Source organism: Caballeronia udeis (genome assembly GCF_001544555.2).
Taxonomy (GTDB): domain Bacteria; phylum Pseudomonadota; class Gammaproteobacteria; order Burkholderiales; family Burkholderiaceae; genus Caballeronia; species Caballeronia udeis.
The window spans coordinates 15,290-31,915 of the sequence record NZ_FCOK02000053.1 but is presented as its reverse complement, the minus strand read 5'-3'; the positions used below and the strand labels follow the sequence as shown (position 1 = coordinate 31,915).

The following is a 16,626-nucleotide window of genomic DNA, read 5'->3' as shown; positions in this document are numbered from 1 at the left end:
GCGTCCCCTATGCCTGAAGCTCCCTAACAGATCCGCGGCAGTTGCTCGCCCGTCAGCATGTCGACGATTCGCTGTCCGCCGAACACCGTATGCAGCACCACAATGCCCGCCGGCTGCGCAACGACCTCGCCGATCACAGCCGCCCGCGTGCCGCTCGGGTGCGCATGCATCGTCGCGAGTACGCTTGACGCGGCGTGTGCCGGGACTATCGCAACCAGCTTGCCTTCGTTCGCCAGGTACAGCGGATCAAGCCCAAGGATTTCGCAAGCGCCCTTCACTTCCTCGCGGATAGGCAGCGCGTTTTCCTGAATGCGAATCGCGACACCCGACGACACCGCGAACTCGTTCAGTACCGTCGCTACCCCGCCGCGTGTTGCGTCACGCATGCAATGGATGTCCTTGCATGCACCCAGCATTGCGTCGACCAGGGACCCGAGCGGCGCGCAATCGCTTGCTAGATCGGACTGCAATGCAAGCTGCTTTCGCGCAACCAGGATCGCTGCACCGTGATCACCCAGAAAGCCGTTAACGATCACCACGTCGCCGGGCCGCGCACGCCGCGCCGATATATTCACGCCGGGCGGCACGACGCCCACACCCGCCGTGTTGATGAACAGCTTGTCCGCGCAGCCGCGTTCAACCACCTTGGTGTCGCCGGTAACAATAGACACGCCCGCTTCGATCGCGACACGCTGCATGCTTGCCGCCACGCGGCGCAGAACATCAACCGCCAGGCCCTCTTCAATCACCATCCCGCACGATAGAAACAGTGGTTTTGCCCCCGACATGGCAAGGTCGTTGACCGTGCCCGATACCGCGAGCGTCCCTATGTCGCCGCCCGGGAAAAACAACGGGTCGACGACATAGCTATCCGTAGTGAACGCCAGCCGGTCGCCAAGCCGCACGAAATCCGCGAGCGAAAACACCGCCTGGTCTTCGAGCGCGGCGAGCGCTGGGTTATTGAAGGCGGTGACAAACACGTCCTCGATCAGGTCGCGCATCGCACGGCCGCCACCGCCGTGCGCGAGATTGATCGTGACATCGCGTAGCCTGCCGATCCGGTCGTTCATGCTCCCGCCCCAGGCTGAACCGTTTCCGGCGTAACACGCTTGTGTGCGAACAACGCCGATGTATCGATTCGTGCATAACGATAGTGTGCGGCGCACGCGCCTTCGCTCGATACCATCAACGAGCCGAGCGGCGTTTCCGGCGTGCAGGCGGTGCCGAATACCTTGCACTGCTGCGGCTTGATCACGCCCTTGAGCACCTCGCCGCACTGGCAGGATTTCGGATCGGCGATCTTCAGGTTGGCGACGGGGAACTTGCGCTCCGCGTCGTAAGCAGCGAAGCGTTCGCGTATCCGCACGCCGGAATGATCGATCGACCCCAGGCCGCGCCACTCGAAAAATTCGCGCAACTCGAACACTTGCCCGATCGCCGACAGCGCCTGCGCATTGCCGTCCTCCGGCACGATCCGGCCGTACTGGTTCTCCACTTCACAGCGGCCTTCGGCGATCTGCCGCAGCACCATCCACACCGATTGCAGCACGTCCAGCGGTTCGAACCCGGCGACAGTAATTGGCCGCCGGTAATGCTCCGCAATGAACCGATACGGCCGCGTGCCGATCACCATGCTCACGTGTCCGGGTCCAAGAAAGCCGTCGAGATGCAGGTCGGGGGAATCGAGAATGGCCTTGATCGTGGGGATGATCGTGATGTGGTTGCAAAACAGCGAAAAGTTATTGATGCGTTGGGCGTGAGCCAGCAGCACGGTCATCGCGGTGCTTGGCATGGTGGTTTCAAAACCCAGCCCGAAGAAGATCACCTCGCGATGCGGATTCGCACGCGCAATCGCAAGCGCATCGAGCGGCGAATAGACCATCCGCACGTCGGCGCCGTCCGCCTTCGCTTTCAGCAGGCTCTTGCGCGAACCGGGTACGCGCATCGCGTCGCCAAAGGTCGTGAAGATCACTTCGGAGCGCTCGGCGAGCGCCACGCAGTCGTCCACGCGGCCCATCGGCAACACGCAGACCGGGCAACCCGGGCCATGGACGAACTCGACCTCAGCTGGCAGCATCTGGTGAATCCCGTACCTGAAGATGGAATGCGTATGACCGCCGCAGACCTCCATGATCTGCAACGGCCGTTCAAGGCCGCCCCGGTTGCGCACGATCCGCTCGACCAGCCGATGGATCTCGAGCGTCAGCGTTCGCGCTTTGTCGGGATCGCGGAATTCGTCGACGTATTTCATGACACGCGCTCCGCTGCCGTCGTGTCAGGGACATTCAGGCTGCCGCGTTCATCGGCGAGCAGCGTATGAACCAGGTCCCACAGGATGTGATAAATCGCGACGTGGGTTTCCTGAATACGATGAATGCTGTCACTCGGCACTACAAGGCAATGGTCGAGCGCACCGGGCGCCGCCATCTTGCCGCCGTCGTGCCCGGCCAGGCCAATGGTCACCACGCCCATCTCGCGCGCTTTCGCGAATGCGGCGAGCAGGTTGTCGGAATTGCCGCTCGTCGACACCCCGATCAGGCCGTCGCCGCGACGCGCCTGCGCCACCAGTTGCCGGACATAGATATGCGTGAAGCCGACGTCGTTGCCCACGGCCGTCATCATCGCGGTGTCGGCGACGAGGTTGACCGCGGTGAGCGCCGGCCGCCCGGCCGTCACCGGATGCAGGAACTCCACCGCAATATGCGCGGCGTCGCAACTCGAACCGCCGTTACCCATTGAAAAGAGCCTGCCGTCATGGCGATAAACATCCGCAATCGCATGCGCCACAGCGACCACTGCGGCGGCGTTATCGGCGAAGAACGCGCGCTTGGCTTCAATGCTTGCCTGCGCCTTCTGCGCGACCGATTCGAGCAGCGCGGCATCGAGTTTCGCCGCGTCCTGACGCCCGCCGTGAAGAAACGGATACAGACCCTGTAGCGCCGTATGCTCAGTCATGGCGCGCTCCATCATGGTGGTTTAACGGCTCACGAGGTGGCGGCTCACCACCGCCTTCCATCATCGCGGCCATCTCCGCCTGCGCCTCGCCGAGTTCACGCAACAGGGCAAGCGTGCGCATGGCTTCGGCTTCGTCGAGACGGCTCATCGCAAAACCGACATGCACCAGCACCCAGTTGCCGACACAGGCGGACGGCGGCCGTTCATCATCGACGATGAACGCGATGTTGATGATCCGCTGCACGCCTCCTACATCGACTAATGCGAGGTCATTGTCCGCGTCGCTGATCTCGACGATCTGTCCCGGGATGCCTAGGCACATGACGTACTCCGTGGTTCAACAAACGCGGGCGCAAGGGCACGCGCGGCAGTGATTGCCGCTTGCCCCAGCGCAATGCCACCGTCGTTGGACGGTACCTGGCGATGTGTCAGTACATTGATTCCGCATGCCGCAAGACGTGCGTTGAGTTGTTCGAACAGCACGCGGTTCTGCATGACCCCGCCGGATAGTGCGACGGTACGAACCTGCGTGAACCCGATCAGACGGATAGTCATCCGAACGATCGCCATGGCGAGCCCTTTGTGAAAGCGGGCGGACATTACCGGTACGGGGGTGGCGCGCGACATGTCGTCGAGCAGCGCGATCCACATGGGCTTTGGGTCGATCAACAGCAAAGTACCCTTTTCCACGATGTCAAACGGATACGCCAGCGCGTCGTCTTCATCATGTAGCGTATGGGTATCGATCAACGCTTCGAGCTCGATCGCCGCCTGCCCTTCGTATTGAACGCGTTCGCGGCACACGCCGAGCGCCCCGGCGAGCGCATCGAACAAACGCCCCGCCGAGCTTGCAACAGGACTATTGATCCCGCCGTCGATCATCTGATCGAGCAGCATCAGCGGACGGTCAGCGAGAAAGCGGTGGAGGTCGAGCTTCGCGTATTGCTTCGCGAAACGCCGCCATCCGAGGCTCGCGGACAAATGCGCGTACGTGTTGCGCCACGGCTCATGGATCGCGTAGGCGCCTCCGGGTAGTGCGACCGGCGTAAAACTCCCAAGACGCTTGAAATCCACGTAGCCGCCTAGCAAAAATTCGCCGCCCCATAGCGTGTTGTCCTGGCCCATGCCGAGCCCGTCAAGCGCGATGCCAAGAACGTCAGTGCCCAGACCGATATCATTTTCCGCAAGACACGCTGCGACGTGCGCGTGATGATGCTGGATCTCGGCGAGCGGTAAATGCCGCTGCTGCGCGATATCGATACCGAGCTTGCGCGACAGATACTCGGGATGCAGGTCGACTGCGACGAAACTGGCATCGTGTTCGAACAGATGCTGATAACGCGCGAGCGATGTCATGTAGTCGCGATACGTCTCGCCATTCTCCAGTTCGCCGATGTGATGCGACACAACCGCTTCGCCATCGCGCAGCAGGCAGAACGTGTTTTTCTGCTGTGCGCCCATCGCGAGAACCGGCGGCGCAGCGGCAAGGTCGCGCGGTAAACGCAACGGCGCGGGAGCATAACCGCGCGAGCGGCGCAGCAGGCGTGATACGCCGCAATTGACCCGCGCGACCGAATCGTCTACGCGCCGCGCGATGTCGCGGTCGTGCATCAGCCACGCGTCGGCCATGCCTGCGAGCCGCTGGCGGGCTTCGTTGTTATCGATGCATTGCGGTTCGTCGGCGAGGTTGCCGCTGGTCAGCACGATCGGGCCGTCAAGCGATTGCATCAGCAGATGATGCAGGGGAGTCGAAGGCAGCATGAAACCGAGAGTCCCAATACCCGGCGCCACGCCCGGAAACGGGTCAAGCATGCCGCGCCCGATCGTCGACATCATCGGCATGATCACGATGGGCCCGCCAGGGCTTTCAAGCAGGACCTCGTCCGCTGCGCTCACCACGCAGTAGCGTTCGATCATTGCCACGTCGCGCGCCAGCAGCGCGAACGGCTTGCGCTCGCGACGTTTCAACGCGCGTAGTTTCGCAACGGCCGCGTGATCTGACGCGGCGCATGCAAGCTGAAAACCGCCCAGCCCTTTGATTGCCACAATCTTGCCGCGCTGGATAAATCGGCGTGTGGTGTCCAGCGGATCGCCTTCCGCAAGCGAACCATCGGCCTGCTCAAGCCACAGGCGTGGCCCGCAAAGAGGACACGCAACCGGCTGCGCATGAAAGCGCCGGTCGGCCGGATCATCGTATTCACTCGCACAGGCGGCGCATAGCGCAAAGGCGGCCATTGTCGTGTTCGGGCGGTCATAAGGGATCGCCTGGACAATCGACAAGCGCGGCCCGCAATGCGTGCAATTGGTGAACGCGTACCCATAACGACGGCTCGCCGGGTCGAACGTCTCGTCGATACATGCGCGGCAAGTCACCGCGTCCGGTACCACGCCGGTATGCGCACGGCCGCTCGTACTCGCGACAATCCGGAACCCGCCTGAAGGCGGAGGCGTCCCGTGCAATACACGTCGTTCAATGGAATCGATACGCCCAAGCGGCGGACAACCGCTGCGCAAGCGGTCGACGAAATCGTCGAGCGTACTTGTGTCGGCCCAAGCGTGGATCAGCACACCTTCGCCGTCGTTGCCCACGTCGCCGGTGATGCCGCAAGCGTGTGCAAGACGCCATACTGTAGGCCTGAAACCCACGCCCTGCACGAGTCCGCGCACACGAATCACCTCACCGGCCCGGAATATCACGGGCGGTTCGTCGCGAACCGGAGGCGGACACAGGCTCATGGCCGTGCCCGTCACATGTTGCGGATACGGATATAGCGGCGGATATCCTTCAGGTTCGCCGCAACGCCAACAACCAGCCCGGACAATAACAAGTACTTCAGCAAGAGCTTCATCATGCTCTCCAGTGGTCCTGCGACACGCTCCCGGCGTTGGCCACGGTGGTCTGCGCCTGCATGTTTCCGATCATTGTTTCAATGGTTTCCACGGCTTCCTCCACTGCCGCCGCGACGGGGTCGCTCAGTCCCATGCGGCCCTCCCGCCCGTCCTCCGTGCCGAGGCTTTCCGGCTCGCAACCCACCAGAACAATCCGGCCCACCTCTCCACCCATCGCCTGGACGGCTTGAAGGACTTGCGCCGGATCGAGATCGTGCGGCGAGATCATGACGGGCGAGACATCGCCTGTGACACGCTCATGGGTGTTCGCTGCGGAAGGCTCGATCACATACATCGTTCCGGGTGGTCCGTCGCGGTGCGTGGCATCGACGAGAACGGCCAGGTCCACGCCGTCCAGCAGCGCGTAGTACAGGTCGATTCCGCGGATTCCATAGTCGATCACGCGGACCTCCGGCGGCCACGCATCATTGCGTCTTTCATGCAGGCGCCGCACGACTTCGACGCCGAAGCCGTCGTCACCCAGGAAGACGTTGCCGACTCCAGCCACCAGGATCGACGTCATGACGGCCGCTCCTCGCGCAACGGCTCGATCTCATCAGGCGCGAAAAAGAAACGATGACCCGGCATGCGCGCAAGGCCAAATTCGCGTCCGGGATCGCAGTCGATCGTCACCGCCACATGGACGTGGTCCTCGAAGTCACGCTCGATCGATTCAATGGTCGCTATCTGGTCGCGCAAAGCCAGGTCGAAGATGTCGGCACGGGCGTGGGGATGCAGTACCACGCGCGAGCCAACCTGCAACGCCACGCCATCGACGTTGACGCAAGCAAGAGGAGGCATGGTGTCAAGCTCCGCCCATGGAGCCGCGTCTTCGGGGGCCTCGCCGGTTTCCTCGGATACATCGCGCCAGCCCGTATCCACGCGCACGTCGCGCAAGGTCCCGTGCAGACGCTGCAAGTCGCTCGCGGACAGGTTTTCCGTGCGCTCAAGCAGCGCGCGGGAACGTTCATCGCCTGCGGCCATCTCGCGCTTTTCGGCGTCGGTCATGGTGAGGATGCGCAGCGTCAGGATCTCATCGATCTCGGTGGCGTCGAAGAGATCGCCCGCGCTTTCCGGCGCTACCTGCGGGTAGTCGTAGAGGATGATGGGCGCTGCGAGCATGGTGTCGTGGCGTTCGCCCGAACCAACCAGTACGGGCCACAGCCCGATGTTCTTGCAATCCGCGACTGCTTCAGCCTGCTCGTCCGGCGGCTCGATCGACGAGACGAACTCAGCGCCCTCCACCGCCAGCACCGCATGGCATGACAGCAAGGCGAACGACGAAGCGGCATCGCGATTCAGGCGCCGCGGTTCGTCAACCGGTGTCACGTTGACTACGCGGACTGTGAGCCTGAAGGTGCGTTCGCCGATTCGCGTGGCGCAGCATTCCACCCGGCCTTCGATTGCAGCACGTGTGCGCACCAGCGCGCCGCGCACGCGCCCGTCCGTTTCCATTAATGGCTCTACCGCGCGCTTTCCGACCAGTGAAAACGGCAGACGCAGCCCCTCGATACACAATCCACCCAGCCTCAATGCAGGGACTTCGACATGCTGCTCACTGGCTTCCTGCCACGCGTCGAAGCGCCTGCCGCCCGCTTCCAGCGAAGCTACCGACCGCGACGGCAACTCATCCTGTCCAGTCCATGCCGCCGCAGGCTCGTTCAACTCACGCACGTCGCGCTCGATCAGATGCAGGAAACACGGCCGCACCGTTACGCGCGTTTCGTCGTCGCCTTCGATCACGCATTCGGTCTGCATCATTGATGCATCGCTGCCGGACCAGTCGGCCCACGTCTGCGGATACACGCTGCCAAAGGTCCAGCGCTGCCGGTTCTTCACCGAGGACGGCCTGTACGGATAAAGCATGTATCCCTCGTACAGCACGGCCTGAACAATCCCCTCGATGGCGTTCATTGCAAGCCTCCTTGAGCAGGCCATGCCGGTTCGGCGCGGCGCTCGTCCAGCAAGGCCGTGAGCGCTTCGTCCCAACCGGTCAAGCCTCGCTCTATGCGGTAACGCTCCAGCCGCTCGAAGACCCCGCGCTGCACGCACATCCACGAGGTGTTCGGATAGTAGTAATCGCGCATCGCTCGCCACGTCGCGACCGGCAGCCGGAAGGAGGCTTCCTTGTGCCACGGAACACGCGCGACTTGCAGCGTGCCGTCGCTTTCACGATAAAAAATCGTTCCGCTGAACTGCAGCATCAACGGGATTTCCCCGTCTCCCAGCGCATCGAAATACTTCGCCGCCGCGACATTGAAGTCGAACGTGCACGGCACCGGCAGATCGACCGTGCAGGCACCGGTGAATGACGGAACCGCCGCATTGGCGTGCGTCCACAGCAGGGTCCGCAAGGTCTGCGACCAGCGCTGCGGTACACCGAACAAATCGCTGAGCCGCGCCTGATCGACCGGCTCGTAAGTCCGCCGGGTCGCTTCTATCTGGATCTGGCAATGCAGCGCGAGGCTCGCGATTTCCTCGTGAGCGGCCGCCCCGTTCGGCGCGCTCTTGCTGGTCACGCGCAGCTTGAACACCAGCAGTGGCGACACCGAATGCAGCGCGATCTCCGCACCCTCGACGACGAAGTCAAGATCAGGCATTGGGCACTCCCTCGGGCAAACGCTCGCCGGCTTTCAGCGCTGCAAAACACGCACGGATCGCGCGCCACGCATCCACACCGCCCGACACTCCGCGCCAGCGCGCCCGAATGACACCGGTCAGCGCATAACACTGGTCGATGGGCACGCGGTAATACTCGCGCGCGCCTTCCACGCGATTCACCAGCAGCGCTTGGACATCGGGTTCGAGGGTATTGAGGACGGGGTTGTCGGCAACGAGAACTTGCCACGCGCTCAGGTCAAGCGAAGACTGCATCGCGCCGGCTGCACCCGGGTACATCGCGATCACGCGTTGCGCCGCCGAATCCCGGTAGAAAAACGCAATGCCGATGGGGATCGCCAACGCGTCCCATTGTTCGTCGCTCAGATGAAAGTCGCCAAGCCAGCGAACTTTTTCCGGCACCCGCTTATAGCGCGCGTTTTGCTGGTTGCCGAACAGCAACGCGCATGCGCGGCAGCAGCAACGCAGCGTTTGCTGCTCCAGTTCGAGCAGATGAGGATGAGTGCCGTCGAGTGGTTCGCCACACAGTTCACATAGCGCCGTCACCGGCGGCCGGGCGAACGTGCGCAGCGCAGCTGCCCAGCCACGGTGCGCGTGTTCTCCAGGTCGCCCATCCTCGCGTGCGTTCATGATGTTGGCAGTGTTGCGACAAACCGCAGCTCGTGGACATTGACGTCCGGCATCCCGTCTATTTCAATGCGCGCCACGTCCGGCGCCTGGTCGAAGATCGCCCGCTCGATATCGTTCTGCACATCGGCAGGGGTGACGTGCTTGCCGGTCAGCACGCCCGCCAGACGAACGCGCACCAGGTCCTCCCGTGCATCGACCAGTTCGATCCTTACGCCTTGCGCACCCAGCGGCGCCCGCAGCCCATCGATCGCTTGCTCGACGCGGCTGGCCAGGTCCTGCGGATGCAACCCGTGCAGCAACAACAAAGCGCTGACCTGTTTGTCCTGCACCAGCCGGGCGACGATCGGACCATCGGCGCCATCCGCCTCGGTCACGATCTCGGAGAGCCGCGCAAGACCGCTTGCGTGCAACTCGAGCACCACCTGCAACAACGCCTGCGCAATATCGCGCGCATGCGTGTCGTCCAGTGTCTCCAGTGCTGCAATCAGTTCGTCGATGCGCCGTTGTTGTTCTTCAAGCACGCGCGCGTCGCTCATGAGTGCCCTCCCGGCTTCATGCCCGGCGGAACGCCGAAGGTTGGCGAGTGCGCGACATCGATGGTCTTGCCATCCCCGACATACATATGCACGCCGCACGGCAGGCACGGATCGAAACTGCGCACCGCCCGCATGATGTCGATGCCCTTGAACTTGTCCGGCCCGTTCTCTTCGAAGATCGGCGTGTTTTGCACCGCATCTTCATACGGTCCGGGCGTGCCGTAGATATCGCGCGGATTCGCATTCCACGGGGTCGGCGGATACGGATGGTAGTTCGCAATCTTGCCGCCCTGGATCACCAGATGATGGGAGAGCACACCGCGCACCGCTTCGTGGAAACCGCAGCCGATGGCTTCATCAGGCACCTGGAACGGCGTGAAAGTGCGCGTATGGCCCGCATGCAATTCGGCTAGCGCCTTCTCCGCAAAATGCAGCGCACAAGCGGCCGCATAGGCCTGGAAATACGTGCGCGCGCGGTCGCGTTCAATCGCGTTGCTCCACTTCGGGATCTTCCATTCGAACTCGACTTCGGGTTTAAGGGCTGTCTTCGGCAAATAGATCTTCACGCTGTGACCCGTCGACTTCACATAGCCAATGTCCACCAGGCCCGCGAGCGCGGTCGTCCACAACCGCGCGATCGGACCACCGCCGGTATCGAGCGCGAGGTAGTCGCCGGTGCGCTTGTCGTACCAGCGCGGCGACATCACCCACGTGTAGTTGCCGTCGAACTTGCGTTTCTGCGGCCTCGGGATGGTCGTCTGGTTCCATGGATGTTTACGATCGACCGGATTGCCCAGCGGATCCTGCCGGACAAACGTCTCCTCATGATCCCAGTCTTCATAGAACGAACTGCCGAGCAGGATGCGGATATTCAGGTTGATCTCGACCAGGTCCGTGGTCACCAGTTCGCCGTCCACCACGACGCCCGGTGTGACGAACATGCTGCGGCCCCAGTCGGTCATCGTCTTGTAGTCGTAGTCGCATACATCCGGGTCCTGGAACGAACCCCAGCACCCGAGCAGAATCCTGCGGCGCCCGACTTCCTCGTAGCCCGGCAGTGCTTCATAAAAGAAGTCGAACAGGTCGTCGTGCAGCGGCACGACCTTCTTCATGAACTCCACGTACTTCATCAGACGCGTGATGTAGTCCGTGAAAAGCTGCACGGTCGGCACCGTTCCCACGCCACCGGGATACAGCGTTGACGGATGCACGTGACGGCCTTCCATCAGGCAGAACATCTCGCGGGTATAACGGCTCACATGCAGCGTCTCGCGATAGAACTCGCCCGTGAACGGATTCAGCGCGGTCATGATGTCCGCGATGGTCTTGTAGCCGTGGATCTGCGCATGCGGCGCAGCGGCTTTTTGCGCTTTCGCCCAGACGCCCGGATTGGTTTCCTTGACCATCTGCTCGCAGAAATCCACGCCCACCAGGTTGTCCTGGAAGATGTTGTGATCGAACATGTACTCGGCCGCTTCGCCGAGATTGACGATCCATTCCGCCATGTTCGGCGGCTTCACGCCGTAGGCCATGTTCTGCGCATACACCGAGCAGGTCGCGTGATTGTCGCCGCAGATGCCGCAGATCCTGCTGGTGATGAAGTGCGAATCGCGCGGGTCCTTGCCCTTCATGAAGATGCTGTAGCCGCGAAAAATAGATGATGTGCTGTAGCACTCGGCGACCTTGCGCTGCTCGAAATCGATTTTTGTATAAATGCCGAGACTGCCTACGATCCGCGTGATGGGGTCCCAGTTCATCTCGACCAGTTTGGCAGGCTCTGACGCCTTGCCGGACTTCAATTCAGGTGCCGCAATATCTGCCATGACCCCCTCCTGGATACCTCTGTCTCTCGCAGGGACCGCCGTGATCCTGATCAGCAGCCGTGCCCATGCGTGTTCCGCGCAGCCGTTCAGCGACGATAGCCGGTCGTCAGGGTAGGACGGTTATGCCGCCATTTCGGTTCGTCGTTGACGGTCGAATTGGTCAGCTTGCGCAGACTGCGAATGAGTCCGCCGTAGGACTTGATGAGATTCGACGAGAGGACTGCGCCCGGGGGCTGGTCCATGAACGGCATGAACTTGTCCGGGAACCCCGGCATGGTGCAGCCGATGCAGATTCCGCCCACGTTCGGGCAACCGCCCACGCCGTTGATCCAGCCGCGTTTTGGCACGTTGCAGTTGACCACCGGGCCCCAGCATCCAAGCTTCACAATACAGTTCGGACTCCCGTATTCCGTCGCGAACAGAGCCTGTTCGTAGGAGCCCGCGCGGTCGCAGCCATCATGAACGGTGCGCGTGAACAGCCACTTTGGACGTAGTGCCGCGTCCAGCGGAATCATGGGCGCGAGGCCCGCCAGTTGATACAGCAGGTATAGCAGCGTCTCCATGAAGTTGTCCGGCTGGACCGGACAACCCGGGACGTTCACGATAGGCAGGCCCGCTTTCGATTTCCAGTCCCAGCCAAGGTAGTCCGCCAGGCCCATGCAACCCGTGGGGTTGCCTTCCATCGCATGAATGCCGCCGTAGGTCGCGCATGTGCCCGCGCCGACGACAGCCAGCGCTTTAGGCGCCAGGCGATCGAGCCATTGCGGAATCGTGATGGGTTCATGCGTGTCGGGGTCCGTTCCCATGGCAGCCCAGTATCCTTCCCGGTTGATCTTCTCGTTCGGGATCGAGCCTTCCATGACCAGCACGAAGTTATCCATCTCACCCCGCGCCGCAGCATGAAACGGCGCCATGAACTCCGCGCCGTTTTCATAAGCCAGCACCGGATTGTGCAGATGAACCTTCGGTAGTCCGGGAATTGCGCCGAGCAGGACGTCTTCAATGCTGGGCTGCGTGGCGGCGGTAATCGATACGGAATCGCCGTCGCAGCCGAGGCCCGCGGTGATCCACAGGATATGGACTTCGTTCAGTGCAGGGGCGTGTTGAGTCTTGCGGCCATAGGGAATGGCGCTTTCCGGATCCATGATGGAACCTCCTCGCCTGCCGGCGAATGTGTGACACTCCCGCGGATTGCAACGTGCCCAATGTGGCTGTTGCCGGCCGTGGCGGGGAACCGCCTTTAGCGAACACACGGGCGCGGCGATCAATGAATTGTCGCGATGGCCTGTCTGTCCGCTCGTCTTTCCGGTGCGCGTTGGGTCGATAGTCAGATTGCAATCAATGCTATCGCCTGCATGACCGTGTTTTTTTATTCCCTTAAATATAGTTCTTAACGCCGGTCAATCAACCGGTTTCTGCGAATGTTTTCCCGCACGCCGCTGCCATAACGCGGCGCTTGCACCGAAAGCCGTTTTTTCCAACACGGGGCGAATAGGCTTGCGAATAGGCCTGCGAATAGGCGTGTTCAACCATCTGATTTGAATGCGGGTAGCAGCATGCTTTACCGCTACCCGTTTGAGCGAGTGGATATTTGCTACCTGATTGCGCGCCCTTGGTCAGGCGGATGTCTCGGCTCGGATTCCGGCTCGGATTCCGTTATCCCGAACTCGTGCGCCACGCGTGCCTGATGCCGGATCGCGTGCCGGCGGACACACCTGAAACAGCGAACAGACACACGGTGGTCACGGACTTACCGCAAGCTTTGGTTCGCCATTGATCCGGGACACGCCGAGCTGCATCGGAATTTTTTTTGCCCTAAAATTGCCCGGGCTCTTAAGTATTGGTAAGTTATGCCGTAACCCACGTAATGGAGTGTGATCTTAGACTGCCTCCGGCTCAGGGATCCATCCTGAGCGCAAAGCGCTCCCCCGCAGCGGAGCGCCTCTCCAGAGGCACGTATGTCGCACGCAACCCAGCCACTGTCCCGCGTGGCATTGATCCTGTCGTCGGCCCTCGGCGACTCGCTGCTGATGATGACGGTCGCACGCAACCTCAGGCTGAACGGCGTGGCGGTCACCGTGTTCGGCCAGCAAATCAATAACATGCGTAGCTGGTTTCCCGGCACGGACATCGAACCCGAACTGCACCTGGACGATTGCGCCGAAAAACTCGCCCGCTTCGACACCGTAATCCAGCTTCACGCCAACAAGCCGTTCGTGAACCTTGAGCGGCTGCATCCGAAAGTCATCGTCCTGGCCCATCTGTGCAGCGCCAATTCGACGGAGTCGATGGCGGAACGCCTGACGCGCTTCTGCCGCGACGAACTGCGCCTCGCGCTCGTCGACAAAGGCAACGGCATCACGCCCCTGCCCGGCCTGACGCATCGCCAGCGCTCGCTGCGCGTCGCTATTCACCCGATGGCAAGCACGTCCGACAAATGCTGGCTGGCGTCACGCTTCATCGGACTCGCGATCAAGCTGCGGGACAGCGGCTTCGACCCGCAGTTCGTCGTGGCGCCGGAGGAGCGCGCGCACTGGACCCACATTGAACAATTCGGACTCACGCTCGCCGATCTCGGACCGCTCGATCAGGTCGCCGCGTGGCTCTACGAGTCCGGCTGGTTCATCGGCAACGACTCGGGGATCGGGCATCTGGCGTCGAGCCTGCAGATCCCCACGCTGTCGCTCTTCATGCGCCGTGGCACGGCACGCACATGGCGTCCCGGCTGGGGCGTGGGCCAGGTGCTGATCGGCAGCGCGTATCTGCCGACCGGCCGGCTCAAGGAGCGTTACTGGAAATACATGCTCTCGGTCAACAAGGTGTGCGACGCCTTCGACCGTCTGCGTGCGCTCACCTCCAACGCATGAATGCACGAACGCACGAACGCATGACCCATTCCACCAATCTCTCGTCGGCTCTGCGCGCCCCGGTCGGCCGGGTAGCGTTCGTCACGTCCAATGCGATAGGCGACACGCTGGTGTCGATGGTGATCGTAAGGAACCTGATGGACAACAGTGTCGACGTCACCGTGTACGGCACGCCCGCGCACACGCTTCGGCACTGGTTCCCCGGCGTCGCCATATGCGCGCTTCCGCAGGACGGCCTGACCACCACGTTCGCTGGTTACGACACGGTTTTCCAGATGCAATGGAACCAGCCGCTGCGCGATCTCGTCGATGTCCATCCTCACGTGGTCACGCTGCACGACGTCGAGTTCGGCAACCGGCCGGGCTGCATGGCGCAGCGCTTCGCTGACTTTTGCCGGGATGACCTGGCGCTGCGCGAGCCGGTGCTCGATAACGGGATTACAGCGCCTGCGGGCCTCGTGCATCGCAGGAACAGCAAGCGCGTCATGATTCATCCCGAGGCCAGCACCGAGGACAAACGCTGGTTCTCGCACCGGTTCGTGCGGCTTGCCCAGCGTCTGCGCAAGCGCGGTTATGACGTGCAGTTCGTGATCGCGCCGCATGAGCGCGAACGCTGGCGCCATCTAGCGGCATTCGATATTCCCGCGCCCCGTTTTGAGAACCTGCACGAGCTTGCTTGCTGCGTGTATGAGTCGGGCTGGTTTATCGGCAACGACTCGGGCATTGGCCATCTCGCGTCGAATCTTGGCATTCCGAGCCTGAGCCTTTTCCGGCGTCGCGGGGTAGCCGAGCGGTGGCGGCCCGCGTGGGGCGTGGTCGATGTGGTCTTGCCGTGGCAGTGGGTGCCGACCGCGTATCTGAAAGAGAAGCTATGGCGGCAAACGCTCACGTGCAACCGCGTGCTCGCAGCGTTTGCGCGGCTGACCCGGCAAGCCTCCCGCACCCTAGGTTAGAGGGAGCGATCAGAGGGAACGCTCAGAGAGAGTGAACCACGCGGCGGCTAAGCGTAACTGTTCACTGCTTCGGCGCGTTTCCAGGCGGGTTCCGACGGCATGACATCGAGTTCGTCGAAGTCGATAGCGCCGGCGCTCAGCCCGGCTGGAGTGAAGACATAACCACGCCCGCGAATGGTCTGGATCAGGCGCGGAGTGGACGGGTCGGGTTCGACAATCCGCCGCAGCCGGCAGACCAGCACGTCCAGCGAACGGTCGCAGTGCCCTTCGCCGGCGCCGCGCAATTTATCGGCGATGATCCGTCGGGACAGCACCTCGAGCGGATGTTCGGCGAAGAGGCGCAGCAATGCGAAGGTGCTCGAATGCAGCGCGACGGGCACGCCGTCGCGCGTCAGCATGCGGGCGCGGAAGTCGATGACAAAGTCCCCAATGTCGCACCGCCCCGTGGCATCGACCGGCGAGTTCGATTTGTGCGGCGCGCGGCGTAACACGTTCTCGACCCGCGACAGCAGTTCGCGTGGATTGCAAGGCATCCTGACGTAATCATCGGCGCCCAGTTCAAGGCATACGATCAGTTCCACCGAGTCAAGCGTGTCTCCGATCACGATCACCGGCGTGTCATGGCCGGCCTGTTCCAGCTCGCGCAGGACGGCCGACGCCCTCATGTCGGGCAAGCCGTCCCGCAGCACGATCAGCGCCGGGACGTCGTGCTGCATGCGTCCGATCAACGCGCGGCCGCTGCTGAGCGTATGGACGTCCAGGTAGCGGCTTTCCAGCACATCGCGAAGATTCCCGTGGATTGCCGGATTGGCTTCGACAAAAAAGATGCGTGTTTTCATCTGTGTTTCCTGAGGAACTTCCTGGGCGTCATCATGAGCGCCCGCAAACGGGGCGATGCGTCGCCCGCTATCGTCATGCCGCTAAGCACGCGGCAACACCACCCGCGCCGGCAACTCGCGGTCGTCCGTCACGAGGTACTGCGGGCCGTTCCTGTGCGAGCGCATGCGATGGCGGATCTCGTCTTCCGACGCGTCGCCCGGTACCGCAAGACATGAATACTGGCCTTCGCGATTGACCCATTCCACGATCCTGCAGCACACGCCCCAGGGCCGCGGCAGCGTTTCCGACACCCGGGCGCCACGCAGCTTGATGACCCGCTGCGCAGCGCTCGCGGCCGTGGCCTCGGGCGCTTTCGGTGCGGAACGCGTACCCCTTTCCCGGGGCGGCGCCGCAACGCGTCCGAAGACCTTCGACGGGGTGTGCTGCACGCTCGACGCGGTATGCATGTGTTCTCTCCAGAATCGACAGTGAATCGGCGGTTGAATAGGTGGATGAGCAGGTGAATGAGTCGGTA

17 protein-coding genes are annotated in these 16,626 nt (G+C 62.4%); 2 read left to right on the top strand and 15 right to left on the bottom strand.

The genetic code is table 11. The annotated features are described in order from the left end of the window. Window positions 1-23: 23 nt before the first annotated feature. The 13 genes from hypE to AWB69_RS29905 all read right to left on the bottom strand — a co-directional run bounded on the left by hypE (window position 24) and on the right by AWB69_RS29905 (window position 12,597). Window positions 24-1,070: a hydrogenase expression/formation protein HypE gene (gene hypE, locus AWB69_RS29960; protein WP_062090449.1), complete on the bottom strand. Its 1,047-nt coding sequence runs from the start codon at window positions 1,068-1,070 to the stop codon at window positions 24-26. Then, window positions 1,067-2,251 (bottom strand): hydrogenase formation protein HypD, encoded by a 1,185-nt coding sequence (gene hypD / locus AWB69_RS29955; protein ID WP_062090448.1) that lies wholly within the window; start codon window positions 2,249-2,251, stop codon window positions 1,067-1,069. The genes hypE and hypD overlap by 4 nt, the downstream gene beginning before the upstream one ends. Continuing rightward, window positions 2,248-2,955, bottom strand: a complete 708-nt coding sequence (locus AWB69_RS29950) for a D-sedoheptulose-7-phosphate isomerase (RefSeq protein WP_062090447.1) — start codon at window positions 2,953-2,955, stop codon at window positions 2,248-2,250. The genes hypD and AWB69_RS29950 overlap by 4 nt, the downstream gene beginning before the upstream one ends. Then, window positions 2,948-3,277 carry a HypC/HybG/HupF family hydrogenase formation chaperone gene (locus AWB69_RS29945; protein ID WP_062090446.1) on the bottom strand — a complete coding sequence of 110 codons (330 nt, stop codon included), beginning with the start codon at window positions 3,275-3,277 and terminating at the stop codon, window positions 2,948-2,950. The genes AWB69_RS29950 and AWB69_RS29945 overlap by 8 nt, the downstream gene beginning before the upstream one ends. Then, window positions 3,268-5,691, bottom strand: a complete 2,424-nt coding sequence (hypF, locus tag AWB69_RS29940; RefSeq protein WP_062090481.1) for a carbamoyltransferase HypF — start codon at window positions 5,689-5,691, stop codon at window positions 3,268-3,270. Before hypF ends, AWB69_RS29945 begins: the two co-directional genes overlap by 10 nt. An 11-nt stretch (window positions 5,692-5,702) precedes the next feature. Continuing rightward, on the bottom strand, window positions 5,703-5,807 hold the full coding sequence (locus AWB69_RS50890) for a DUF6893 family small protein (RefSeq protein WP_407923064.1): 105 nt from the start codon (window positions 5,805-5,807) through the stop codon (window positions 5,703-5,705). Beyond that, window positions 5,804-6,367 (bottom strand): hydrogenase maturation protease, encoded by a 564-nt coding sequence (locus AWB69_RS29935; protein ID WP_062090445.1) that lies wholly within the window; start codon window positions 6,365-6,367, stop codon window positions 5,804-5,806. The genes AWB69_RS50890 and AWB69_RS29935 overlap by 4 nt, the downstream gene beginning before the upstream one ends. Then, complete coding sequence (locus AWB69_RS29930; RefSeq protein ID WP_062090444.1) at window positions 6,364-7,758, bottom strand: hypothetical protein; 1,395 nt, start codon at window positions 7,756-7,758, stop codon at window positions 6,364-6,366. The genes AWB69_RS29935 and AWB69_RS29930 overlap by 4 nt, the downstream gene beginning before the upstream one ends. Further along, the gene (locus tag AWB69_RS29925) at window positions 7,755-8,444 is read right to left on the bottom strand and encodes a DUF6084 family protein (RefSeq protein WP_062090443.1); all 690 of its coding nucleotides are present in this window, start codon (window positions 8,442-8,444) and stop codon (window positions 7,755-7,757) included. Before AWB69_RS29925 ends, AWB69_RS29930 begins: the two co-directional genes overlap by 4 nt. After that, on the bottom strand, window positions 8,437-9,093 hold the full coding sequence (locus tag AWB69_RS29920) for a DUF5947 family protein (RefSeq protein ID WP_062090442.1): 657 nt from the start codon (window positions 9,091-9,093) through the stop codon (window positions 8,437-8,439). Before AWB69_RS29920 ends, AWB69_RS29925 begins: the two co-directional genes overlap by 8 nt. Beyond that, entirely contained in the window at window positions 9,090-9,629 is a 540-nt protein-coding gene (locus AWB69_RS29915) for a NifU family protein (protein ID WP_062090441.1), read from the bottom strand. The genes AWB69_RS29920 and AWB69_RS29915 overlap by 4 nt, the downstream gene beginning before the upstream one ends. Beyond that, window positions 9,626-11,452 carry a nickel-dependent hydrogenase large subunit gene (locus tag AWB69_RS29910; RefSeq protein WP_062090440.1) on the bottom strand — a complete coding sequence of 609 codons (1,827 nt, stop codon included), beginning with the start codon at window positions 11,450-11,452 and terminating at the stop codon, window positions 9,626-9,628. Before AWB69_RS29910 ends, AWB69_RS29915 begins: the two co-directional genes overlap by 4 nt. An 86-nt stretch (window positions 11,453-11,538) precedes the next feature. Then, window positions 11,539-12,597, bottom strand: a complete 1,059-nt coding sequence (locus AWB69_RS29905) for an NADH-quinone oxidoreductase subunit B family protein (RefSeq protein WP_062090439.1) — start codon at window positions 12,595-12,597, stop codon at window positions 11,539-11,541. Window positions 12,598-13,410: 813 nt separating this feature from the next. On the opposite strand from AWB69_RS29905, the gene AWB69_RS29900 reads away from it, so the two are divergent. Both AWB69_RS29900 and AWB69_RS29895 read left to right on the top strand, forming a co-directional pair. Continuing rightward, window positions 13,411-14,319: a glycosyltransferase family 9 protein gene (locus AWB69_RS29900; RefSeq protein ID WP_062090438.1), complete on the top strand. Its 909-nt coding sequence runs from the start codon at window positions 13,411-13,413 to the stop codon at window positions 14,317-14,319. Between the two features lie 20 nt (window positions 14,320-14,339). Further along, window positions 14,340-15,272, top strand: coding sequence for a glycosyltransferase family 9 protein (locus AWB69_RS29895; RefSeq protein ID WP_062090437.1), 933 nt, complete (start codon window positions 14,340-14,342; stop codon window positions 15,270-15,272). Between the two features lie 47 nt (window positions 15,273-15,319). Here AWB69_RS29895 and AWB69_RS29890 read toward each other — a convergent pair whose 3' ends face one another. Further along, window positions 15,320-16,111 carry a winged helix-turn-helix domain-containing protein gene (locus tag AWB69_RS29890; protein WP_062090436.1) on the bottom strand — a complete coding sequence of 264 codons (792 nt, stop codon included), beginning with the start codon at window positions 16,109-16,111 and terminating at the stop codon, window positions 15,320-15,322. Between the two features lie 81 nt (window positions 16,112-16,192). Further along, window positions 16,193-16,558, bottom strand: coding sequence for a DUF2866 domain-containing protein (locus AWB69_RS47215; protein ID WP_062090435.1), 366 nt, complete (start codon window positions 16,556-16,558; stop codon window positions 16,193-16,195). Between the last annotated feature and the right edge of the window lie 68 nt (window positions 16,559-16,626).

Excerpts from the sequence above, each read along its gene's own strand:
- hypE (WP_062090449.1), bottom strand. The coding sequence starts at position 1,070 with ATGAACGACCGGATCGGCAGGCTACGCGATGTCACGATCAATCTCGCG.
- hypD (WP_062090448.1), bottom strand. The coding sequence starts at position 2,251 with ATGAAATACGTCGACGAATTCCGCGATCCCGACAAAGCGCGAACGCTG.
- AWB69_RS29950 (WP_062090447.1), bottom strand. The coding sequence starts at position 2,955 with ATGACTGAGCATACGGCGCTACAGGGTCTGTATCCGTTTCTTCACGGC.
- AWB69_RS29945 (WP_062090446.1), bottom strand. The coding sequence starts at position 3,277 with ATGTGCCTAGGCATCCCGGGACAGATCGTCGAGATCAGCGACGCGGAC.
- hypF (WP_062090481.1), bottom strand. The coding sequence starts at position 5,691 with ATGAGCCTGTGTCCGCCTCCGGTTCGCGACGAACCGCCCGTGATATTC.
- AWB69_RS50890 (WP_407923064.1), bottom strand. The coding sequence starts at position 5,807 with ATGATGAAGCTCTTGCTGAAGTACTTGTTATTGTCCGGGCTGGTTGTT.
- AWB69_RS29935 (WP_062090445.1), bottom strand. The coding sequence starts at position 6,367 with ATGACGTCGATCCTGGTGGCTGGAGTCGGCAACGTCTTCCTGGGTGAC.
- AWB69_RS29930 (WP_062090444.1), bottom strand. The coding sequence starts at position 7,758 with ATGAACGCCATCGAGGGGATTGTTCAGGCCGTGCTGTACGAGGGATAC.
- AWB69_RS29925 (WP_062090443.1), bottom strand. The coding sequence starts at position 8,444 with ATGCCTGATCTTGACTTCGTCGTCGAGGGTGCGGAGATCGCGCTGCAT.
- AWB69_RS29920 (WP_062090442.1), bottom strand. The coding sequence starts at position 9,093 with ATGAACGCACGCGAGGATGGGCGACCTGGAGAACACGCGCACCGTGGC.
- AWB69_RS29915 (WP_062090441.1), bottom strand. The coding sequence starts at position 9,629 with ATGAGCGACGCGCGCGTGCTTGAAGAACAACAACGGCGCATCGACGAA.
- AWB69_RS29910 (WP_062090440.1), bottom strand. The coding sequence starts at position 11,452 with ATGGCAGATATTGCGGCACCTGAATTGAAGTCCGGCAAGGCGTCAGAG.
- AWB69_RS29905 (WP_062090439.1), bottom strand. The coding sequence starts at position 12,597 with ATGGATCCGGAAAGCGCCATTCCCTATGGCCGCAAGACTCAACACGCC.
- AWB69_RS29900 (WP_062090438.1), top strand. The coding sequence starts at position 13,411 with ATGTCGCACGCAACCCAGCCACTGTCCCGCGTGGCATTGATCCTGTCG.
- AWB69_RS29895 (WP_062090437.1), top strand. The coding sequence starts at position 14,340 with ATGACCCATTCCACCAATCTCTCGTCGGCTCTGCGCGCCCCGGTCGGC.
- AWB69_RS29890 (WP_062090436.1), bottom strand. The coding sequence starts at position 16,111 with ATGAAAACACGCATCTTTTTTGTCGAAGCCAATCCGGCAATCCACGGG.
- AWB69_RS47215 (WP_062090435.1), bottom strand. The coding sequence starts at position 16,558 with ATGCATACCGCGTCGAGCGTGCAGCACACCCCGTCGAAGGTCTTCGGA.